Source organism: Hylemonella sp. GW821-FHT10B10 (genome assembly GCF_059415585.1).
This window is the reverse complement of the sequence record NZ_JBWKNN010000001.1, coordinates 1,880,835-1,899,585: the sequence shown is the minus strand read 5'-3', so window position 1 is coordinate 1,899,585 and position 18,751 is coordinate 1,880,835. Positions and strand designations below refer to the sequence as shown.

Sequence of the window (18,751 nt, the reverse complement as noted above, 5' to 3'; positions counted from 1 at the left end):
GGGTATGCAGATCAATATACCCCAAGGCTGGTGGGGTCAAGCTCGGGGATTACTCCGGGGTAGTGGGGGCTCGATAATCGGGGCAGCCACGAACTTTCTTCGTGTTCACGCCGTTCCGGGGCATCTTGACCTGCCCCGGCGGCGTTTTCCACACCATGACGGAGCTCTCTTGATGACCACCGAACGTCGAACCTTTCTGAAGAACGCGGCAACCCTGTCGGCCGCCTACACGCTGCCGGCCCTGGGCCTGGCCCAGACCACCCCGGCGCAACGCCAGTTCCTGCCCAAGCCCGGTGCCTGGCGCACTTTCGAAGTCACCACCCGCGTCGACATCCAGCAGGCCGACGGTGCCACGCGCGTCTGGCTGCCGGTGCCCTCGGTCGACTCCGACTGGCAGCGTTCGCTGGACAGCAGCTATGCCAGTAACGGTTCCACCCGTATGACCAGTGACGCCATGTACGGCGCCCGCCTGCTGCAGGTGGAGTTCGCCCCGGGCGAGAAGAAGCCCTGGGTCGAGCTGACCAGCCGCATCCAGACCAACAGCCGCGCCGTCAACTGGGACGTGAAGAAGCCGGTGCCCGAAGCCGCTGCCAACCTCCAGTTCTGGACCCGGCCCACCCACCTGCTGCCCACCGACGGCATCGTGCGCAAGACCGCGCTGCAGGCCACGCGTGGCGCCAAGACGGATGTCGAGAAGGCGCGCGCCATCTACAACTGGGTGGTGAGCAACACCTGGCGCGAGCCCAAGGTGCGCGGCTGCGGCGAAGGCGACATCAAGACCATGCTGGAAACCGGCAACCTGGGTGGCAAATGCGCCGACCTCAACGCCATCTTCGTCGGCATGTGCCGCTCCGTGGGCCTGCCCGCGCGCGACGTCTACGGCCTGCGCCTGGTGCCCTCGGCTTTCGGCTACAAGGAACTCAGCGGCAACCCGTCCAGCCTCAAGGGCGCGCAGCATTGCCGCGCCGAGGTCTATCTGAAGGACTACGGCTGGGTGGCCGTGGACCCGGCCGATGTGGCCAAGGTCATGCGCCTGGAGACGCCCGAATGGATCAAGACCGTGGACAACCCCGTGGTCGCTCCTGTCAACAAGGCGCTGTTCGGCGGCTGGGAAGGCAACTGGCTGGCCTGGAACATGGCGCATGACGTGGCCCTGCCCGGCACCAAGGGCCCCAAGCTCGGTTTCCTGATGTACCCGGTGGCCGAGACCGGTGACGAGCGTCTGGACTCCTATTCCCCCGACGCATTCAAGTACCAGATCACCGCGCGTGAGCTCACTGTCTGAGTCCGCGGCAAGGGGATCAAAAAAGGGCGCCGATGGCGCCCTTTTTCATTTGCGCTGAAGGCGCGTGCCTAGTTGCGCAGCCTGCCGCCACGCGTGACCATGCCCAGCTCCACGTACTTGCTGCCGTGGTTCTGTTCTGGGCTGTAGGTCACGGTGAAGCCGCCCGTGTCGTAGCTGCCCAGGTTGCGCAGCGCGGCCAGCAGGGCCTTGTGGTCGCCCGGCTTCTTGCTGCGGCGCATGGCCTCGGTCAGCACCTTCGCGCCAATGCAGGCTTCCAGGTGGGTGGTGTTCATGTTCTTCACGCCCACGTCCTCCAGGGCCTTGTCGCACTCGCGGATGATGGGCAGGGAGGCCGAAGTGTTGGGCACCACCTGCGAGATGGAGACACCGGCCCCGGCATCACCGGCCGCGTCGATGTACTGCTGCGCGCCGACGAAGGACAGGCTGGACATGGGGACAAAAAGGCCCTGGGCGACCAGGCGCTTGCTGATCTCTGCTGCCGGTTCCGAGAGCACGGTGTTGATGATGACCTCCGGCTTGAGGGCCAGCAGCTGGCTGAAGCGGGCGTCGTCGATCTTGGCGTTACGCTCCAGCGCGAAGGCCAGAGGCTGTTTGCCCTGGCGGGCCAGGTAGTCCTTGACCACCCCGAAGTTCTGCACGCCGACCTCGTCGCTGTAGTGCACCACCACCACCTGCTTCATTCCGAAGCCGGTCCAGAAGGACAGCATCTTCTCCAGCTCGTCGCCGTAGGAGGCGCGCAGGGTGTGAACCACGGCGCTGGCCTTGCGCACCGGGTTGGCGCCCGAGAAGGGGGCGAAGAAGAGCACGCCGGCCTTCTCGGCCTGGGGCATGGCGTCCAGGCTCAGCGTGGCCGAGGCATAGCCGAACAGGGCCACCAGATTGCGGTTTTGCAGCAGCTTGGTGGTGTTTTCACCGGCGATCTTGCGCTGGTTCTGGTCGTCCAGCGAGATGAGTTCGATGGGCGCACCGGCCACGCCGCCCTGGGCGTTGACCAGCTTGAAATAGGCCAGGGCGCCATCGCGGATGTCCTTGCCGAAGACGGCATTGCTGCCGCTCAGGGGCGCAGACTGGCCCACGACCCAGGCGGTCTGGGCCATCAAGCCACCATGAAAGAGTGATCCCAACGCGACATACAGCGCCGCTATTTTCATACGCATAAGCACTCACCAATAAAGGCGTCGCCAGAGCTTGCGACCCCTTATATGCTGACAGATTAGTCAGGATTAGGCGATAGCGTTTGTACTTATGAATTTATCCACCTGCGCATCGGTATAGCCAAATTCCTTCAGCAGTTCGCGCGTGTGCTGGCCCAGCAGGGGGGCGGGACGTGTGATGTGTGTCGGGGTGGCCGAGAAATGGATGGGGCAGCCCAGGGCCCGGGTAGGCCCGGCTTCGGGGTGTTGCAGCTCCACCACCATGCCGCGCGCCAGGGTCTGCGGGTGGCTCAGGGCCTCGCCTACCGTGTGCACCGGGCCGGCCGGCACGCCGGCCGCGTCAAAGGCGGCCTGCCACTCGGCGCGGGTGCGCTGGCGCAGCACGGCGTTCATCAAGCCCACCAGTGTTTCGCGGTGGGCCATGCGGTCGCTGTTGGTCTTGAAGCGTGGGTCCTCGCGCCACTCGCTGTGGCCCAGCACCTCGGTTATGCGCTCCCAGTTGGCCTGGTTCGCGCCGCCGATATTGATCCAGCCGTCGCTGGCCTGGAAGGCTTGGTAGGGTGCGGTCAGGATGTGGGCCGAGCCCGTGGGTTCGCTGGATTTGCCGGTGGCAAAAAAGATGGCGGCGTGCCAGTAGAGCTGTTGTAAAGCCGCATCACTCAGCGAGGTATCGACGATCTGGCCCTCGCCCGTCTTGAGCTTGTGCACATAGGCCGCAACGATGCCCAGGGCGCCCAGGATGCCGGCGTTCATGTCCGACACCGCATTGCCGTTCTTGGCAGGTGCGCCGCTGGGCTCGCCCGTGATGGACATCAGCCCGGCAAATCCCTGGGCGATCAGATCAAAGCCGCCTTTGCCCGCATAGGGGCCGTCCAGGCCGTAGCCCGTGATGGCGCAGTAGATCAGGCCCGGGTTGATTTTCGAAAGCACCTCGTAGCCCAGGCCCAGCTTGTCCATGGTGCCGCCGCGGAAGTTCTCCACCAGCACATCGGCGTCCTGCACCATGCGCAGCAGGATGGCCTTGCCGTCCTCGTGCTTCAGATCGATGGCGATGCCGCGCTTGTTGCGGTTCATCATCATGAAGGGGGCCGAGACGCCGTTGACCAGCGGGTCGCGGTAGGCACGGGCGTCGTCGCCGCCGGGCAGCTTCTCGACCTTGATCACATCGGCCCCCATGTCGGCCAGCATCTGGCCGCAGGTTGGGCCCGACATGATCTGGGTGAGTTCGAGCACGCGCAGCCCGGCCAGGGGGCCTGCTTTGGGGTTCGCCATCACTGTCCTTTCCAGCTCGGGGGGCGCTTCTCGACGAAGGCCGCGATGCCCTCGCGGAAGTCGGCGCTGCCATAGGCCGTGCGGATCAGGTCTTCATCGGCAGGCAGGCTATGGACGGTCAGGCGGCGCAGGCCCTCCTTGCTGACGCGTTGCGTGACCGGGGCCAGCGTGGCGAGCTTGCCCGTCAGGCGCTGCAGGGCCGCGTCGATGGCGGCTGGCTCGCACAGTTCCTGCAGGTAGCCGCAGGCCAGGGCCTCGTCGGCCGTGATCATCTCGGCCAGCAGCAGGATGCGCTTGACGCGCTGTGTGCCGAACGCCGCGCTCAGGCGCGCCAGGTTGGCCATGGACAGGCAGTTGCCCAGGGTCTTGGCAATCGGCACGCCGAACTTCGAGGCGGGGGTGGCGATGCGGAAGTCGCAACCCGTGGCAATGGCCAGGCCACCACCTACGCACCAGCCCTCGACCACGGCCACCGTGGGCATGGGCAGGCTGCCCAGCAGCTCCATGCAGGCGTCGATCTTCTGCTCGTAGGCCACACCGTCTGCCCCGCCCTGTGGGCCGCTGCCAAAGTTCTGGAACTGCGCGATGTCGGTGCCGGCCACAAAGGCTTCGCCGCCGGTGCCGCGGAAGGTCACGACGCGCACAGAGGTGTTGTCACGCAACTCGCGGCAGATGGCCATCAGCTGCTCGTACATGGCCCAGGTCATCGCGTTGCGCGCCTGGGGACGGTCGAAGAGCACCGAGGCCACGCCGGCCTCGATGCGCAGGGTGACCTGGCCTGATTCATTCATGGGAAATATGCCCTGTGCGGGTACGAAGGTCTGCGGGGTTCATTCGCGGGACGCCGTGGAACCGGCTCCGCCGGGCCACTGGCGTCACCCCCTTGAGGGGGAGGCGGCGTCAGCGCCGCCACGGGGGTGTTCAACTGTCCAGCGTGACCTTCGCGTCCTTGATCACCTTGCTCCACTTCTGCTGTTCGGAGCGGATGAAATTGGCGAATTGCTGTGCCGTGCCGCCGCCATCTTCGGCGCCGTACTGCTCCAGCTTTTCCTTCACGTCGGGCATGGCCAGGACCTTGTTGATGTCCTCGTTCATGCGCTGGGCCATGGCGGCGGGCAGCTTGCCCGGACCCACCAGGCCATACCAGGTGGTGGCTTCGAAGTCGGGGAAGCCAGACTCGGCCATCGTCGGCACCGTGGGGTGGCCGGCGGCGCGTTTGGCGCGTGTCTGGGCAATGGCGCGCAGTTTGCCGCTCTTCACGTGCGGGGTGGCGGCCGTCATGGTGTCGAAGGAGTACTGGATCTGACCGGCGATCAGGTCCACGATCATCGGGCCCGAACCCTTGTAGGGGATGTGCAGCGCGTCCACGCCTGCAGCCAGCTTGAAGGACTCCAGGGCCATGTGCTGGGCCGAGCCCTGGCCGGCTGAGCCGAACGCCACCTTGCCCGGGTTGGCCTTGCATTGGGCCACCAGCTCGGCCACCGTCTTGGCCGGCTGGTCCACGTTGGCCACCAGCAGATTGGGTGTGACGCCCACGAGCGTCAGCGGCGTGAAGTCCTTCTCCACGCTGTAGCTCAGCTTGGGCACCAGGCCGGGCGCCAGCGCGTGGCTGTTGATGTGGGCCATCAGCAAGGTGTTGCCATCGGCCGCGGCCTTGGCCACGTAGTCGGCGGCGATCACGCCCGAGGCACCGGCCTTGTTCTCGACCACGATGGTGGTGTTCCACATGGTCTGCAGTTTCTGGCCCACGATGCGGGCCAGCACGTCGGTGCCACCGCCCGGCGCGAAACCCACGATGATGCGCACCGGCCCGCTGGGCAGGGTCTGCGCCTGGATCATGGGAGCGGCCAGGGTGGCTGCCGTGGCGGTGACGAAGGTTCTGCGTTTCATCGTGTGTCTCCTCGGGTCGTTTGTTATGGAATCTGTCTCAGGCGGCCTTGCGCAGCGGCACGGCCGCCGGGTGGCCGGCGTAGTAGTCCATGATGGCCTGCACGCCCGAGCCCGCCAGCTTGACGCCGCCGAGCTTGAGGCCCATCTCGCAGGCCGCCACGGTGCCAATCAGCGTGAGGTCGTTGCTGTCGCCCAGGTGGCCGATGCGGAACATGCGGCCCTTGATCTTGCCCAGGCCCGTGCCCAGCGAGCAGTCGAAACGCTCGTAGATGATCTTGCGGATCGCATCGGCGTCCACGCCCTCGGGTGTCATCACGCCGGTCAGGATGGGCGAGTACACGCCCGCGTCGGCGCACTGGATGGGCAGGCCCCAGGCGTTCACCGCGGCGCGCACGCCAGCGGCCCAGCGCTGGTGGCGTGCCAGCACGGCCTCCAGGCCCTGGCCCAGGATCATGTCGGCCGATTCGCTCAGGCCGTACATGAGGTTGGTGTTGGGCGTGTAGGGCCAGTAGCCCGTCTTGTTCATCTCGATGATCTCGTCCCAGGCCCAGAAGCTGCGCGGCAGCTTGGCGGACTTGCTGGCCTCGATGGCCTTGGGCGAGACGGCGTTGAAGCTCATGCCCGGCGGCAGCATCAAGCCCTTCTGCGAGCCGCTGATGGAGACGTCCACACCCCATTCGTCATGGCGGTAGTCGGCCGAAGCCAGGCCAGAAATGGTGTCCACCAGCAGCAGGGCCGGGTGCTTGGCAGCGTCGATGGCCTTGCGCACGGCGGCGATATTGCTGGTCGCACCCGTGGAGGTTTCGTTGTGCACCACGCAGACAGCCTTGATGCCGTGGCCCGTGTCGGCCTTGAGGCGCTGCTCGATCAGGTCGGCCTGCACGCCACGGCGCCAGCTGGCCGGCACGCCGTTGTCCATGCCGGGCAGGGCGATGACCTCGGCCTTGAGGCCCAGGCGCGTGGCCAGGCGGTTCCAGAGGAAGGCGAAGTGGCCGGTCTCGTACATCAGCACGTGGTCGCCGGGCGAAAGCGTGTTGCTCAGCGCGGCTTCCCAGGCGCCAGTGCCCGAGGCCGGGTAGATGACAACCGGGTGCTTGGTCTGGAAGATCTTCTGGATGTCGGCCAGGATCTTGAGGCCCAGCACGCCGAACTCGGGGCCGCGGTGATCGATGGTGGGCAGGCTCATGGCGCGCAGCACGCGCTCGGGCACGGGCGAGGGGCCCGGGATTTGCAGGAAGTGGCGGCCGGTGGGGTGGAAATCAGTGGTCAGCATGGCAAATAGGAGAAAAAGGATAGACGCATTTTTTGCATACAAAATTTGTTTGTCAATCAGAAAGACCCTAAAATCGCCTGAAATCCATTATTTTTTGAATACAAACCCTGAACATGGCTGAAATCCTGAGCATGCCCACGGCCCTGCACGGGCAAGTGACCCAACGTCTGCGCCAGTTGCTGGTGGAGGGCCAGATCGCTCCCGGCGCCAAGCTCAACGAGCGCGAACTGTGCGAGCAGATGAAGGTCTCGCGCACGCCGTTGCGCGAAGCCATCAAGACCCTGGCCGCCGAAGGCCTGGTGGAACTGCTGCCCAACCGCGGCGCCATCGCCGTGGAGCTGGGCGAGGCCGACATCCTCAATACCTTCGAGGTCATGGCCGGCCTGGAGGGCCTGTCCGGTGAACTGGCGGCCCAGCGCATCACACCGGAAGAGCTGACCGAGATCGAGGCCATGCACTACGAGATGAAGGCTGCCTACACCCGGCGCGATCTCTCCACGTATTACCGGCTCAACGCCGCCATCCACCGCGCCATCAACAACGCGGCGCGCAACCCGGTGCTGACCGCCACCTACCAGCAGGTCAACGCCCGCCTACAGGCACTGCGCTTCCGTTCCAACCAGGACGGCGAGAAATGGACCCGCGCCATGCGGGAGCACGACCGCATGATCGAGGCCCTGCAAAAACGCGACAGCGCCGCCCTGCGCACCGAGCTTGTCGCCCACCTGGGCCACAAGCGCGACGTGGTGATTGAACAGATGCGCATGGTCCAGGTCGTGAACGCGAAAGATTGAGATTGAGATTGATATGAACGCCCCCCTGCCCGCCAACGTGACACAAGCCTCCCAGACCTATGAGGCCGTCTCCCGCATCAGCAACGAGGTGGCTGGCCGCCTGGCCGCGCGCCTGCGCGCCGAAACCCAGGGCGAGGTGCTGTTCAGCCCGGCCGACCGCGGCCGTTACGCCACCGATGCCTCCATCTACCAGGCCATGCCCGTGGGCGTGTTCCTGCCGCGCGAGGCCTGCGACGTGCGCATGGCGCTGGACATCTGCCGTGACCTGGGTGTGCCCGTGGTACCTCGCGGTGGCGGCACCAGCCAGTGCGGCCAGACCGTGGGCGCGGGGCTGGTGATTGACAACTCCAAATACATGCGCAAGATCCTCGAGGTCAACGTCGAACAGCGCACGGCCCGTGTGGAGCCCGGCCTGGTGCTGGACCATCTCAATGCCGACCTCAAGAAGCACGGCCTCTGGTACCCGGTGGACGTGTCCACCAGTGCGCAGGCCACGTTGGGTGGTATGGCCGGCAACAACTCCTGCGGCAGCCGCTCCATCGCCTACGGCAATATGGTGCACAACGTCATCGGCGCCCAGGCCTGGCTGGCCGACGGCGAGCTGTTGAACTTCGGCCGTTACGACCAGGCCAGCGGCCGCGTGAAGCAGATCGGCGACTTCGTGCGTGGCCTGGCCGGCCTGCACCGCGACGAGATCGAGGCGCGCTGGCCCAAGGTGCTGCGCCGTGTGGCCGGCTACAACCTGGACATCTTCCACAACCAGAACGAGAAGCCGTATACGGCCGACGGCTCGGTCAACCTGGCCCACCTGCTGGTGGGCAGCGAGGGCACGCTGGCCATGACCCGCTCGCTGGACCTGCGCCTGAGCGAACTGCCGCGCGCCAAGGTTCTGGGCGTGGTGAACTTCCCCACGTTTTACAAGGCGATGGACAGCGCGCAGCACATCGTCAAGCTGGGCCACAACATGCAGGGCGGGGCGCTCACAGCGGTAGAGCTGGTCGACCGCACCATGATCGAACTCTCGCTCAAGAACCCGGCCTTCGCGCCCACCATCCGCACCGCGCTCTCGCCCGCCATCAACGGCGGCAAACCTGAAGCCGTGCTGCTGGTGGAGTTCTCTGGCGCCAGCAAGGCCGACATCGTTCACAAGATCAAGGAGCTGGTGGAACTGATGGGCGAGCTGGGATTGCCCGGCAGCGTGGTGGAGATGCTGGACGACGTGCCGCAGAAGAACCTGTGGGAAGTGCGCAAGGCCGGCCTCAACATCATGATGAGCCTGCGTGGCGACGGCAAGCCCGTGAGCTTCATCGAAGACTGCGCCGTGCCCCTGGTGCACCTGGCCGAATACACCGACGCGCTCACGCAGGTCTTCCGCAAATACGGCAGCCGCGGCACCTGGTACGCCCACGCCTCGGTGGGCACGCTGCATGTGCGCCCCATCCTGGACATGCGGCGCGAAGGCGCCAGGAAGATGCGCGCCATCGCCGAAGAAGCCAGCGAACTCGTGCGCAAGTACAAGGGCGCCTACAGCGGCGAGCACGGCGACGGCCTGTGCCGTGGCGAATGGATCGAGTGGCAGTTCGGCCCGCGCCTCACGCAAGCTTTCACCCAGATCAAGGAGTACCTGGACCCGGCCAGCCTGCTCAGCCCCAAGCGCATGATCAACCCGCCCAAGATGGACGACACCACGCTGATGCGCTTCCCGCCCAGCTACAAGGTCGTGCCCATCCAGCCCGCGCTGGACTGGAGCGCCTGGAACGTGCAGAACGACCCGGTGACCGAAGAAACCACCGCCCCCGGTACGGGCGGCGACCCGGCCCAGGGCCTGGCCAAGGCCGTGGAGATGTGCAACAACAACGGCCACTGCCGCAAGTTCGACGCCGGCACCATGTGCCCCAGCTACCGCGTCACACGCGACGAAAAACATTCAACGCGAGGCCGGGCCAATACCTTGCGCCTCGCGCTCTCAGGGCAGTTAGAGCCCCTCACCTTGAGGGGAGGGGACGGGGGTGGGGAGAGCAACAATGCCGCCGCCGGCGTCCTGACTAGCGAAGCGGTCAGAGACGCTATGGACCTGTGCGTGAGCTGCAAGGGCTGCAAGCGCGATTGCCCCACGGGCGTGGACATGGCCAAACTCAAGGTCGAGTTCCTGCAGCACTACAAAGCCAAACACGGCCACACGATCAAGGACAAGCTGGTGGGCCAGCTGCCCGACTACGCGCACCACGCCGCGAAGATCGCACCGCTGCTGAACTTGCGCGACAAGGTGCCGCTGATGGCCCAGCTCAGCGAAAAGCTCTTCGGCTTCTCGGCCCGACGCAGTCTGCCGCAATGGAAGAGCAAACACTTCTTCAACACACCCGTACAAAGCGCCACGCGCGCCGAAGTGCTGGTGGCGCCCAAGGCCGTGGTGCTTTTTGTCGACACCTTCAATGGCTACTTCGAATCGGAAAACGCCCACGCCGCCCTGCTGGTGTTGCAGGCCGCGGGCTACACCGTGCACGTGGCGAGCAAGGTCAAAGATGACGGCAAGCACTTGTGCTGCGGCCGCACCTTCCTCTCCGCCGGCATGGTGGACCAGGCCAAGGTGAAAGCGCAAGAGGTCGTGGACAGCCTGCTACCCTTCGCGGAGAAGGGCATCGCCATCGTGGGCCTGGAGCCGAGCTGCCTCCTGACCCTGCGCGACGAACTGCTGGTGATGGGCCTGGGCGAAGGCGCTCAGACCATTGCCAAGCAAGCACTCTTGTTCGAGGAGTTTCTGGCACGCGAAGCCAAGCGCGGCCAGCTCGAAGCCATGATCAGCAAACTCAAACCCGTGAGCCACCCCGTGCTGCTGCACGGCCACTGCCACCAGAAGGCCTTTGCGGCGGTCACGCCCGTGATGGAGGTTCTGTCATTGATCCCCGGCGCCAAACCCGAACTGATCGAGTCCAGCTGCTGCGGCATGGCGGGCAGCTTCGGCTACGAGGCCGAGCACTACGACGTGTCCATGCAGATGGCCGAGGCGGCGTTGCTGCCGGCCGTGCGTGCCAAGGCGGATGCGATTGTGGTCGCCGACGGCACGAGCTGCCGACACCAGATTGCCGATGGCGCGCAGCGCAAGGCGGTGCATGTGGCGAGGTTGCTAGCGGGACTGGTGGGCTAGTCTTCGACCGGCGCCAGTATTCTCACCGAGAAGGGCGGGTTTTGACTCGTTCCTGGAGTTCGCGGACTCAGGCTAAGTGACTGCTCAGCAGAGAGACCAACGATGAAAGCGCAGACTTTCTCGGGCACGGAATGACCGGCGCATAGTGAAAGTGACCCTTACAGAGGCGTTTACTTCTTGTGGAAAATGATGTTCGTCTCGACATAAATGGCCAACTGACCAGAAGCGAACATAAACTAGGATGGTGGCCATCAGTCTTCAGAAGATCCGTTCATTCCTCCGCTTTCTTAAAATGTACAGGAATAGCTACATGAACCCAACGGATATACCAACGATCTTGGCCCCCGAGGCGCAGCAAACCATTCTTGATTTGTTTGCGCCGGTTATGGAAGAGCTGACCAAGGAGGCGCAAAGCGAAGTTGATCGCTTCGAGGCAGCGTTCTCGGCCGACCACAACGCTATCGGTCGTGTCTTGCGAGTTCACCTCGTCATCGAGCAATATTTAAATGAGCACATCAAGAGCAAATACAAAATCGAAAATTTGGAGGAGCTCCGCCTCTCTTTCAGTCAGAAGACCATGCTTCTGAAAGATGATCTTTCGCCCGCAGCGTGGGTGAAGAGTGCAATTCAGAACGTCAACGCTGTTCGCAACAGGTTTAGTCATACGTTGACGCCAAAGATTGAATGGGGTGCGATCAATAATGTGACGGAAGTGCTGAAGATCGCTCGTAAGGGTGCGACATTCTCGGAGCCTATCGATGCAATCGAGGCGTTCGCGCCGGTTGCCTGCGCATTCCTGATTGAAGCGCCGAGCAGCAATCGAACGCACCTAGAGCAACTGCTTCAGGCCGGCAAGATTCAGGTCGCCACAAACGTGCTTTTTTGACGATCGAGATAGCGACTCTTATTCCGAATCAAAAACCAGATTGAGCCGTTAGTGCTGTTAGCTACGAGTTCACTGCAGTTTCCGGCTATCAGCCGATCAGTTTGGTATATCGGTCTCCCACAGCGGTTCGGATCCTGAACTGGAAATCGCCAGAATCGGGACATGTCCCCCTTCGCTGCCAGTCAGCTCATACTCTCGTGGGGCGGCCGGGGGGACGTTATCGCCGCGATCATCTTCGTCGTTCGGTTCGAACAAATGTGTACGAAGCTGCTGGTCCATTTCATAAAGATCCTTCACGAAATCAGAGTCATTGAGAGCCATTCTGAAAAAATGGGGTTCTTTCTGGAAATCCGGAATCCCTCTGTGATCAGCGCCAGGAACATATCGCTCAACCTGCTGCATGAAAGCCAACTTTAAGAGGGGCTGAATCGCTGCGAAGGCGTTGATCCTTCTGCTGCGCTGTGTTGGCTTTTGGACATTCGTCCGACGTGAGACAAAGGTGTAGTCGATCTTTGCGGCCTCACAGAGCATTGTGTTCACGAAATCCGACCAATCGTTCTTAGCGCCGACAGGACCTGGGACGAAGGACTCGCCGGCACAGCCGATAAAAAACTTTGAGAGAGTGACGGCAAAGTCGTCTGAACATCGAACTACATTTGTTGGCGAAGCCGTTGGAGCTACTGGGCCGTTCGCCCACACGGTCATTTGTAGAGATGGAGAGGGGTAGTTCGATTGAGCGAATGCGGCCGTCTCAGCGCCGAGCGTTCCAGGTGGCGTGAACGTGTGCGCCCGTCCATCGAAGACCGCTAAATACTCGCCGAATCTTCCTTGCCGATTTGTCTGCAAGAAGTCCCATGGACCCATCGGCAATCGGGCCACGCCTTCAAACGGCGCCCAGCCTTTGTACAGTTCGAACTGAGTATTGGGATTGCCTGACGAGACACTCCCGCTGTCCGACACCTTGTTCTTCTTCGCCTGCAGGAGCAATGCCTTACCTTGATGGGTGAGGGTTTGAGTGTCAAAGTGCTGCCGAACCAGCAATAGGTCGCCGATTTCGACTGGCGTCCTTCCCCCGAACTTCACTGTTGGCGTTTTGTGCGTGAAGATGCTGTCAATCCGCACATTCGCTTTGCCGGTGAAACTCTTCTTCAGTTCTCCCTCTATCCCATTCTGAATGCGGCTGTCGAGGAGCGCGGCCACCAAGCCAGGCTCGTCGGGCGTCAAGTAGGCTTTGACGTTTGGGGTTGTCTGGGTTTGAACCGTTCCTTGCCACGCTAGGGCGTGCGACAGATTGATCCAGTAGCGAAGGTGGTCTGAAAGTGCCAATGCAGTCTCCTTACGAGGCTAGAAGGCAGTGATGCTACCGCGCCTCATACTGGGGCGCTTAGCCAATCACCGGTCGTAATGTCGATCACGGGTATCAGTGGCTGACAGCCCTAGTCCCGGGCGCGCCACCTACCCTCCGCTGGGAGGCACTTTGAAGTTCTCCATGATGCGCTGTTCTGCCTGCTTCAGGGCAGAGCCGATGAGGCGGGCCCAGCGGTGCAGCAGATGCCCTGGGCTTTGTGTTTCACCACTTGCATGGGCAGGTAGCGTGGCGGTTGCATCGTGATCCGGGTTGGTGGTCTGGGTTTCATTCGTCATGGCAGACGAATGCTCGCGTCTGGTCTAACATCTGTAAAGTTGAATTCCATGAAGCTGAAATTCAGAAATCCTGATGCGTAATCTGAACCTTGACCAAGTGCAGACGCTGATCGCCATAGCGGACCTGGGCACGTTTGCTGCTGCCGCGCAGGCGCTGCACCTTGCGCCGCCCACGGTCAGCCTGCACATCAAGGAGCTGGAGTCGCGCATGGAGACCGCGCTGGTCGTGCGCGGCAGAAGGCAGGCTGAGCTGACGGCGGCGGGCCAGGCCCTGGTGCAGGAGGGGCGCAAGCTCTTGGCGGCGAGTGACGACCTGATCGAGCTGGTGCAACGACGGGCCAGCGGGCGCGAAGGCATCGTCAGGGTCGGTGTTTCGGCCGGGGTCAGCACACGGCTCTTGCCCATGATGCTGGAGGCGCTGACGCGCAAGAACCCGGGGGTGGAGGTGAAGCTGGAGGCCGTGGGCTCGGCTGACACCATGTTGCGCCTGAAGGCCAGCACGCTGGACATCGGCATCGTGGCCAGCCCTCAGCCCGCTGTTGCGGGCATCCGCCTGACACCGTGGCGCAACGACCCGATGGTGGCCTTACTGCCCGCGTCCTGGAAGGCGCCGAGGTTGATCACACCACAGTGGCTGGCCAGTCGGCGCTGGGCTTCTTTTGCGCCAGCCACGCAGATGCATGGCCTCATTTCCTCGTGGTTCGGCCAGGCGGGGCGCAACCCGCGGCCCTTCCTGACATTGAGTTACCCCGGCGCGCTCAAGAGCCTCGCGGCGGCAAGCCAGAGCGCGGCCCTGCTGCCGATGGAGGAGGTGGAGGACCAGAAGCGCTCACCGCAGGTGCAGATACGCCATCTGTCGCCAAAGCTGATGCGGCCGATGGCGGTCGCCTATCGCCACACACCGGCGCCGAATCCGGCGGTGGCCAGCGTCCTGGATGTGCTGGCCGACTTCGCTACGTGAGGGCCTCTTCTGACCCAGCGCCCGCCCTCTCAGGGACGGCCGTGTTCGTGACGCGGTCGCGTCAAAGAAGCACGCACACCGGGGCTTTCAGTCGTTGGCCTTGAAGCCTGTGGCGCGGACTACTTCGGCCCAGCGGGCGGTTTCCGTGGCGATGGTGGAGGCAAAGGCTTCACCATATTCCTGCGGCACGTCGAAACCCTGCGCCTCCAGGCGGGCCTTGTAGTCCGCATCGGCCTGCGCCTTTTGCGTGGCGGTCGCAATGGCGTCAAGCACCGTCTTGGGCGCCGCGGCCGGCGCCATCAGGCCAAACCAGATGGTGGTGTTGAGTTCCTTGTAGCCCAGCTCGGCCAGCGTGGGCACCTGCGGCAGGTGGCGCGAGCGCTGCGGGCTGGTCACGGCGATGGCGTTCAGCCGGCCCGATTGCACGTGCGGGATCACCGACTGCAGTTGGGCAAAACCCAGCGGCACCTGGCCGCCGAGCAGGTCCGTGGTCTGCGGGGCCGAGCCCTTGTAGGGCACGTGAGGCATGTCGATCTTGAAGCGCTGGCTCAGCTGGTAGCCCAGGAACTGCGAGGGCGTGCCCGGGCTGAACGAGGCGTAGGCGGCCTTGTCTGGGTTTGCGGTGGCCCATTTGACGAGCTCGGGCAGCGTGCGGGCCGGAACCGAGGGATGGGTGACGAGCACCAGCGGCGCTTCCACGCCCTTGGCGATGGGCTTGAAGCCCGATGGTTGCCAGCGCTGGTTGGGATAGACCGAGGGGTTGATGGTCATCATGGCCTGGGTGCTGATCCACAGCGTGTGTCCGTCTGGTTGTGCCTTCTGCACGAACTCGGCGCTGATGTTGCCGTTGGCGCCGGGTTTGTAGTCGACGAGGAAGGTACCGCCGGTGACCTTGCCCAGTTGCTGGGCCAGGGCTCGCGCGTAGGCGTCGATGGCGCCACCGGGTGGCGTGCCAACGATGAGCGTCACCGGCTTGCTCGGCCAGGCGGGCGCTTGCGCGCTCGCAGTCCAGGGGGTGAGCAAGCAGGCGCCGGCCAAGGCCAGGTAGCGGGCGCGGTGGATGTTGTTCATGCGGGTCACCTCGATTTTTTTTGTGCGCTCAATCCAGCTTGAGCTTGATGCGGCGGGCCACTTCGCCCCAGCGTTGCGTGTCCTGCGCCAGGCGGGCGGTCGTCTCGGCGGCATCACCGGCCACCACGCTCTGGTCTGACTGTGCGAGCCGTTCCACCAGTTCCGGTGCCTTGAGCGCCACGGCCATGGCGTCGTGCATCTTCTGCACCAACGCGGCCGGTGTGTTCTTCGGCGCGAACAGCACCAGCGAGAAGGTGGCGTCGAAGCCGGGGTAGCCGGCCTCGGCCACGGTGGGCACGTCGGGCAGCAAGGGCGAGCGTTTCGTGCCTGAGACGGCCAGGGCCACCAGCTTGCCGCTCTTCACGTGCGGCAGCACGGTGGGGCCGGCGAGGAAGCCGCATTCCACCTGGCCACCCAGCATGTCCTGCACGGCGGGCGCGGGGCCTTTGTAGGGCACGTGGGTCATCTGGATGCCGGCGGCGGTGCTGAACAACTCGGTAGTGAGGTGGCCGGGCGAGCCGGCGCCGCCGGTGGCGTAGGTCATGGCCGTGCTGCGCGCTTTCTTCACCAGATCAGCCACGGTGCGCACGCCTACGCCGGGGTTGCACACCAGGGTCTGGCTGAAGGCGCTGGCGCGGATCACCGGCTGCAGGTCGGAAGCCTTGAAGGGCATCTTCTCGTAGACATGCGGGTTGACGGTGAGCGTGGTGTCGGTGGTCCACAGCCAGGTGTAGCCGTCCGGCGCGGCGCGCACGGCTTCGGCGGTGCCGATGTTGCCGTTCGCACCGGGCTTGTTGTCGATGACCAGGGGCTGCTTGAGGATCTCCTGCACCTTGGGCGCGGCGCCGCGCAGCACGATGTCGCTCGGCCCGGCCGGCGGCAGGGGCACGATGACGCGGATGGGCCGCTCGGGCCAGGACTGCGCCATGGCGCAGGGAGCGGCCAGGGCAAGCAATAGCGCCGCGGCCAGAGTGTGCAGGGTCTTGGGGTGGTTCATTTGATGTCTCCTCGTCTTGTTGGGGGTTCAGCGCTGCGGCATGTCCTTGACCGAGTAGCCGAGGCTGACGGTGGCGTCCTCGGGGATGGCGGGCACGGTGGTCTCCCACCGTAGCCATTCCTCACGCATGCGGGCCAGGCGCTCGGGTTCACGGGCCGCCAGGTTGGCGCGTTCGCGGGCGTCCTGCTCGATGTTGAACAGGTACTCGTGCTCGTCCACCTTGAGGTATTTCCAGGGCCCCTGGCGCAGGGCGCGCTGGTGGCGGTGGTTCATGCGCCAGTACAGCGGACGCTCGAAGGTGTCGGACGGATTGCGCAGCACGCGTGCCAGCGAGACGCCGTCGATGGGGAAGTCGGGCGATGGCTTGCCGCCGCCCACATCGAGCAGGGTGGCTGACCAGTCCATGGTCATGCAGTGCTGGGTGCTGGTGCTGCCGGCGGGGATGACGCTTGGCCAGTGGGCGATCCACGGCACGCGGATGCCGCCTTCGGTGAGGTCCATCTTGCCGCCCACCAGGGGCCAGTTGTCGGAGTAGCGCTCGCCGCCGTTGTCGCTGGTGAAGACGATCAGCGTGTTGTCCAGCAGGCCCTGCGCGCGCAGCGCGGCGACCAGATTGCCGATGCCTTCGTCCATGTGGTGGATCATGCGGCGGTAGGTCTCCACGTTGCCGCCGTGCAGGTGGAAGAGGTTGTCTTTCACCTCTTCGGCCAGGTGCGCGTCGTCGCGTGTTTCCCATGGCCAGTGGGGCGCGGTGTAGTGCAGGCTCAGGAAGAAGGGCTGGCCGCCGCGCGCAGCTTCGGCGCGGCGCTGCACGTAGTCCACCGCGCGCTGCGAGAGCAGGTCGGTGAGGTAGCCCACTTCGTGGTGTTCCTCTTCGCCGACGTAAAGGTCGTGGTCGCCCTTGCCTGAGCAGTGGGAGAAGTAGTCCACGCCGCCGGCCATGATGCCGTAGAACTCGTCGTAGCCCGAACGCAGTGGCCCGAAGCTGGGCGGGTAGCCCAGGTGCCACTTGCCCACCAGTGCGGTGGCGTAGCCCGCATCGCGCAGCAGCGAGGGCAGGGTGGGCAGTTCGGGCGGCAGGCCCAGGCGCGGGTTGCCCTTGCTGCGGCTGTTGATGGGTTCTTCCATGCCGCCACGCAGGCGGTACTGGTAGCGCATGGTGATCAGCGCGAAACGGGTAGGCGAACACACGGGCGAGTTGGAATAGCCCTCCGTCAGGCGCAGGCCGCCGCCGGCCAGGGCGTCGATGTGGGGCGAGACCGGGCCGAACTGGGCGTTGCGCCCACCGTAGCAGCCGAGGTCCGCATAACCGAGGTCGTCGGCGACGATGTAGATGATGTTGGGTGCCATGAGGTCGAAACTTAACAGGGGTCTGGATATTCGTAAAATTGAAGTTCGATCGTTTGGATTTAAATATTTCTATGGATCCAAGGCACCTCATCCAGCTCGCCACCATCCTGGAGTGCGGCTCGCTCAGCAAGGCCAGCCAGATCCTGCACCTGACCCAGCCCACGCTGACGCACAGCATGCAGGCCCTGGAGGTGCAGGCCGGCGGCCAGCTGTTCGAGCGCAGCCGCTTCGGGGTGCGCAGCACGGCCCTGGGTGAGGTGCTGGCGCGCGAGGGCCGGGCCATCGCGCGCCGTCTGCGCGACGCCGACGAGGCCTGCGCGCGCCACCGCAGTGGCTTTCGACACAGCATCCGGCTGGGCACGGGGCCGCTGGTGGGCATGGCTTTTGTGCCCGGCCTGGTGGCAGCGCTGGCGGCTGCGCAACCCCGCTACGCGATGACGATCCAGAGCGACCGGCCCCATTTGCTGGTGGACCAGCTGGTGGATGGCCGGCAGGACTTCGTGATTGCGCCGTCCTGGCTGGACAAGCCACCGCCCGGTGTGGAGCGCTTTCTGCTGGTCGAGGACGAGATCGGCCTTTTCTGCGGTGAGGGTCACCCCCTGCTGCGGGCCGGTGGGCTGGCCCACGCCCGTGGCATGGCGCTGGAATGGGTGAGCCTGGGCACGGCATCGCCCTTTGACCAGAACGTGCGCGAGATGCTGCTGCAGGCTGGTGTGGAGAAGGCGCGGCCCAGCATCACGCTGGTGGGTGACGCCGCCATGCTGCTGCGCATCCTCGCGCAGGGGCGGCACCTGTCGGTGCTGCCCAAGTACCCCATGCGCCTGCTGGGGCCCGGTTCGGGTGTGCGCGAGCTGGAGGTCGTTGCGCCGCCCATGCCACGCAACATCTATCTGTGGTGCCGCACGGAGTCACTGGAAGATGCGTCGATGGTGCGGCTCAAGGACTTCATCCTCGCGCACGCGGTCTCTACCGAGGGCGCGCGCAAGGGTGGTCGCTGAAGGTGGCGAC

At 64.5% G+C, this 18,751-nt stretch carries 16 protein-coding genes; 6 read left to right on the top strand and 10 right to left on the bottom strand.

Features of this window, described 5'->3' with window-relative positions:
• Positions 1-172 precede the first annotated feature (172 nt).
• Entirely contained in the window at positions 173-1,285 is a 1,113-nt protein-coding gene (locus AC07NT_RS09180; RefSeq protein WP_498596764.1) for a transglutaminase-like domain-containing protein, read from the top strand.
• A gap of 68 nt (positions 1,286-1,353) precedes the next feature.
• Here the strand turns inward: AC07NT_RS09180 and AC07NT_RS09175 are convergent, their stop codons facing one another.
• The 5 genes from AC07NT_RS09175 to AC07NT_RS09155 form a co-directional block, all read right to left on the bottom strand.
• Positions 1,354-2,403: an ABC transporter substrate-binding protein gene (locus tag AC07NT_RS09175; protein WP_498596765.1), complete on the bottom strand. Its 1,050-nt coding sequence runs from the start codon at positions 2,401-2,403 to the stop codon at positions 1,354-1,356.
• 126 nt (positions 2,404-2,529) lie between these two features.
• Positions 2,530-3,732: a CaiB/BaiF CoA transferase family protein gene (locus tag AC07NT_RS09170; protein ID WP_498596766.1), complete on the bottom strand. Its 1,203-nt coding sequence runs from the start codon at positions 3,730-3,732 to the stop codon at positions 2,530-2,532.
• Positions 3,732-4,523 (bottom strand): enoyl-CoA hydratase/isomerase family protein, encoded by a 792-nt coding sequence (locus AC07NT_RS09165; RefSeq protein ID WP_498596767.1) that lies wholly within the window; start codon positions 4,521-4,523, stop codon positions 3,732-3,734. The genes AC07NT_RS09170 and AC07NT_RS09165 overlap by 1 nt, the downstream gene beginning before the upstream one ends.
• Positions 4,524-4,653: 130 nt before the next feature.
• On the bottom strand, positions 4,654-5,622 hold the full coding sequence (locus tag AC07NT_RS09160; protein ID WP_498596768.1) for a Bug family tripartite tricarboxylate transporter substrate binding protein: 969 nt from the start codon (positions 5,620-5,622) through the stop codon (positions 4,654-4,656).
• Between the two features lie 37 nt (positions 5,623-5,659).
• Positions 5,660-6,895 carry a pyridoxal-phosphate-dependent aminotransferase family protein gene (locus tag AC07NT_RS09155; protein ID WP_498596769.1) on the bottom strand — a complete coding sequence of 412 codons (1,236 nt, stop codon included), beginning with the start codon at positions 6,893-6,895 and terminating at the stop codon, positions 5,660-5,662.
• Positions 6,896-7,008: 113 nt separating this feature from the next.
• Between AC07NT_RS09155 and AC07NT_RS09150 the strand changes: the two genes are divergently transcribed.
• The 3 genes from AC07NT_RS09150 (at position 7,009) to AC07NT_RS09140 (ending at position 11,720) form a co-directional block, all read left to right on the top strand.
• Positions 7,009-7,689: a GntR family transcriptional regulator gene (locus AC07NT_RS09150; RefSeq protein WP_498596770.1), complete on the top strand. Its 681-nt coding sequence runs from the start codon at positions 7,009-7,011 to the stop codon at positions 7,687-7,689.
• 13 nt (positions 7,690-7,702) lie between these two features.
• A complete protein-coding gene (locus AC07NT_RS09145) occupies positions 7,703-10,834 on the top strand; it encodes an FAD-binding and (Fe-S)-binding domain-containing protein (RefSeq protein ID WP_498596771.1) in 3,132 nt (1,043 codons plus the stop codon).
• A gap of 310 nt (positions 10,835-11,144) precedes the next feature.
• Complete coding sequence (locus AC07NT_RS09140) at positions 11,145-11,720, top strand: hypothetical protein (protein ID WP_498596772.1); 576 nt, start codon at positions 11,145-11,147, stop codon at positions 11,718-11,720.
• 96 nt (positions 11,721-11,816) lie between these two features.
• On the opposite strand, the gene AC07NT_RS09135 is transcribed toward AC07NT_RS09140, so the two are convergent.
• Both AC07NT_RS09135 and AC07NT_RS09130 read right to left on the bottom strand, forming a co-directional pair.
• A complete protein-coding gene (locus AC07NT_RS09135) occupies positions 11,817-13,046 on the bottom strand; it encodes a hypothetical protein (protein WP_498596773.1) in 1,230 nt (409 codons plus the stop codon).
• A gap of 129 nt (positions 13,047-13,175) precedes the next feature.
• A complete protein-coding gene (locus AC07NT_RS09130) occupies positions 13,176-13,364 on the bottom strand; it encodes a hypothetical protein (RefSeq protein WP_498596774.1) in 189 nt (62 codons plus the stop codon).
• Between the two features lie 73 nt (positions 13,365-13,437).
• On the opposite strand from AC07NT_RS09130, the gene AC07NT_RS09125 reads away from it, so the two are divergent.
• Positions 13,438-14,325 (top strand): LysR family transcriptional regulator, encoded by an 888-nt coding sequence (locus AC07NT_RS09125; protein WP_498596775.1) that lies wholly within the window; start codon positions 13,438-13,440, stop codon positions 14,323-14,325.
• A gap of 87 nt (positions 14,326-14,412) precedes the next feature.
• Here the strand turns inward: AC07NT_RS09125 and AC07NT_RS09120 are convergent, their stop codons facing one another.
• Genes AC07NT_RS09120 through AC07NT_RS09110 form a run of 3 tightly spaced genes read right to left on the bottom strand, consistent with a single transcriptional unit; the run spans position 14,413 to position 17,743 of the window.
• Entirely contained in the window at positions 14,413-15,396 is a 984-nt protein-coding gene (locus AC07NT_RS09120; RefSeq protein ID WP_498596776.1) for a Bug family tripartite tricarboxylate transporter substrate binding protein, read from the bottom strand.
• Positions 15,397-15,424: 28 nt separating this feature from the next.
• Positions 15,425-16,393: a Bug family tripartite tricarboxylate transporter substrate binding protein gene (locus AC07NT_RS09115; protein ID WP_498596777.1), complete on the bottom strand. Its 969-nt coding sequence runs from the start codon at positions 16,391-16,393 to the stop codon at positions 15,425-15,427.
• A gap of 27 nt (positions 16,394-16,420) precedes the next feature.
• Positions 16,421-17,743, bottom strand: a complete 1,323-nt coding sequence (locus tag AC07NT_RS09110; RefSeq protein WP_498596778.1) for a sulfatase family protein — start codon at positions 17,741-17,743, stop codon at positions 16,421-16,423.
• A gap of 71 nt (positions 17,744-17,814) precedes the next feature.
• On the opposite strand from AC07NT_RS09110, the gene AC07NT_RS09105 reads away from it, so the two are divergent.
• Entirely contained in the window at positions 17,815-18,741 is a 927-nt protein-coding gene (locus tag AC07NT_RS09105; RefSeq protein WP_498596779.1) for a LysR family transcriptional regulator, read from the top strand.
• The last annotated feature ends 10 nt before the right edge of the window (positions 18,742-18,751 follow it).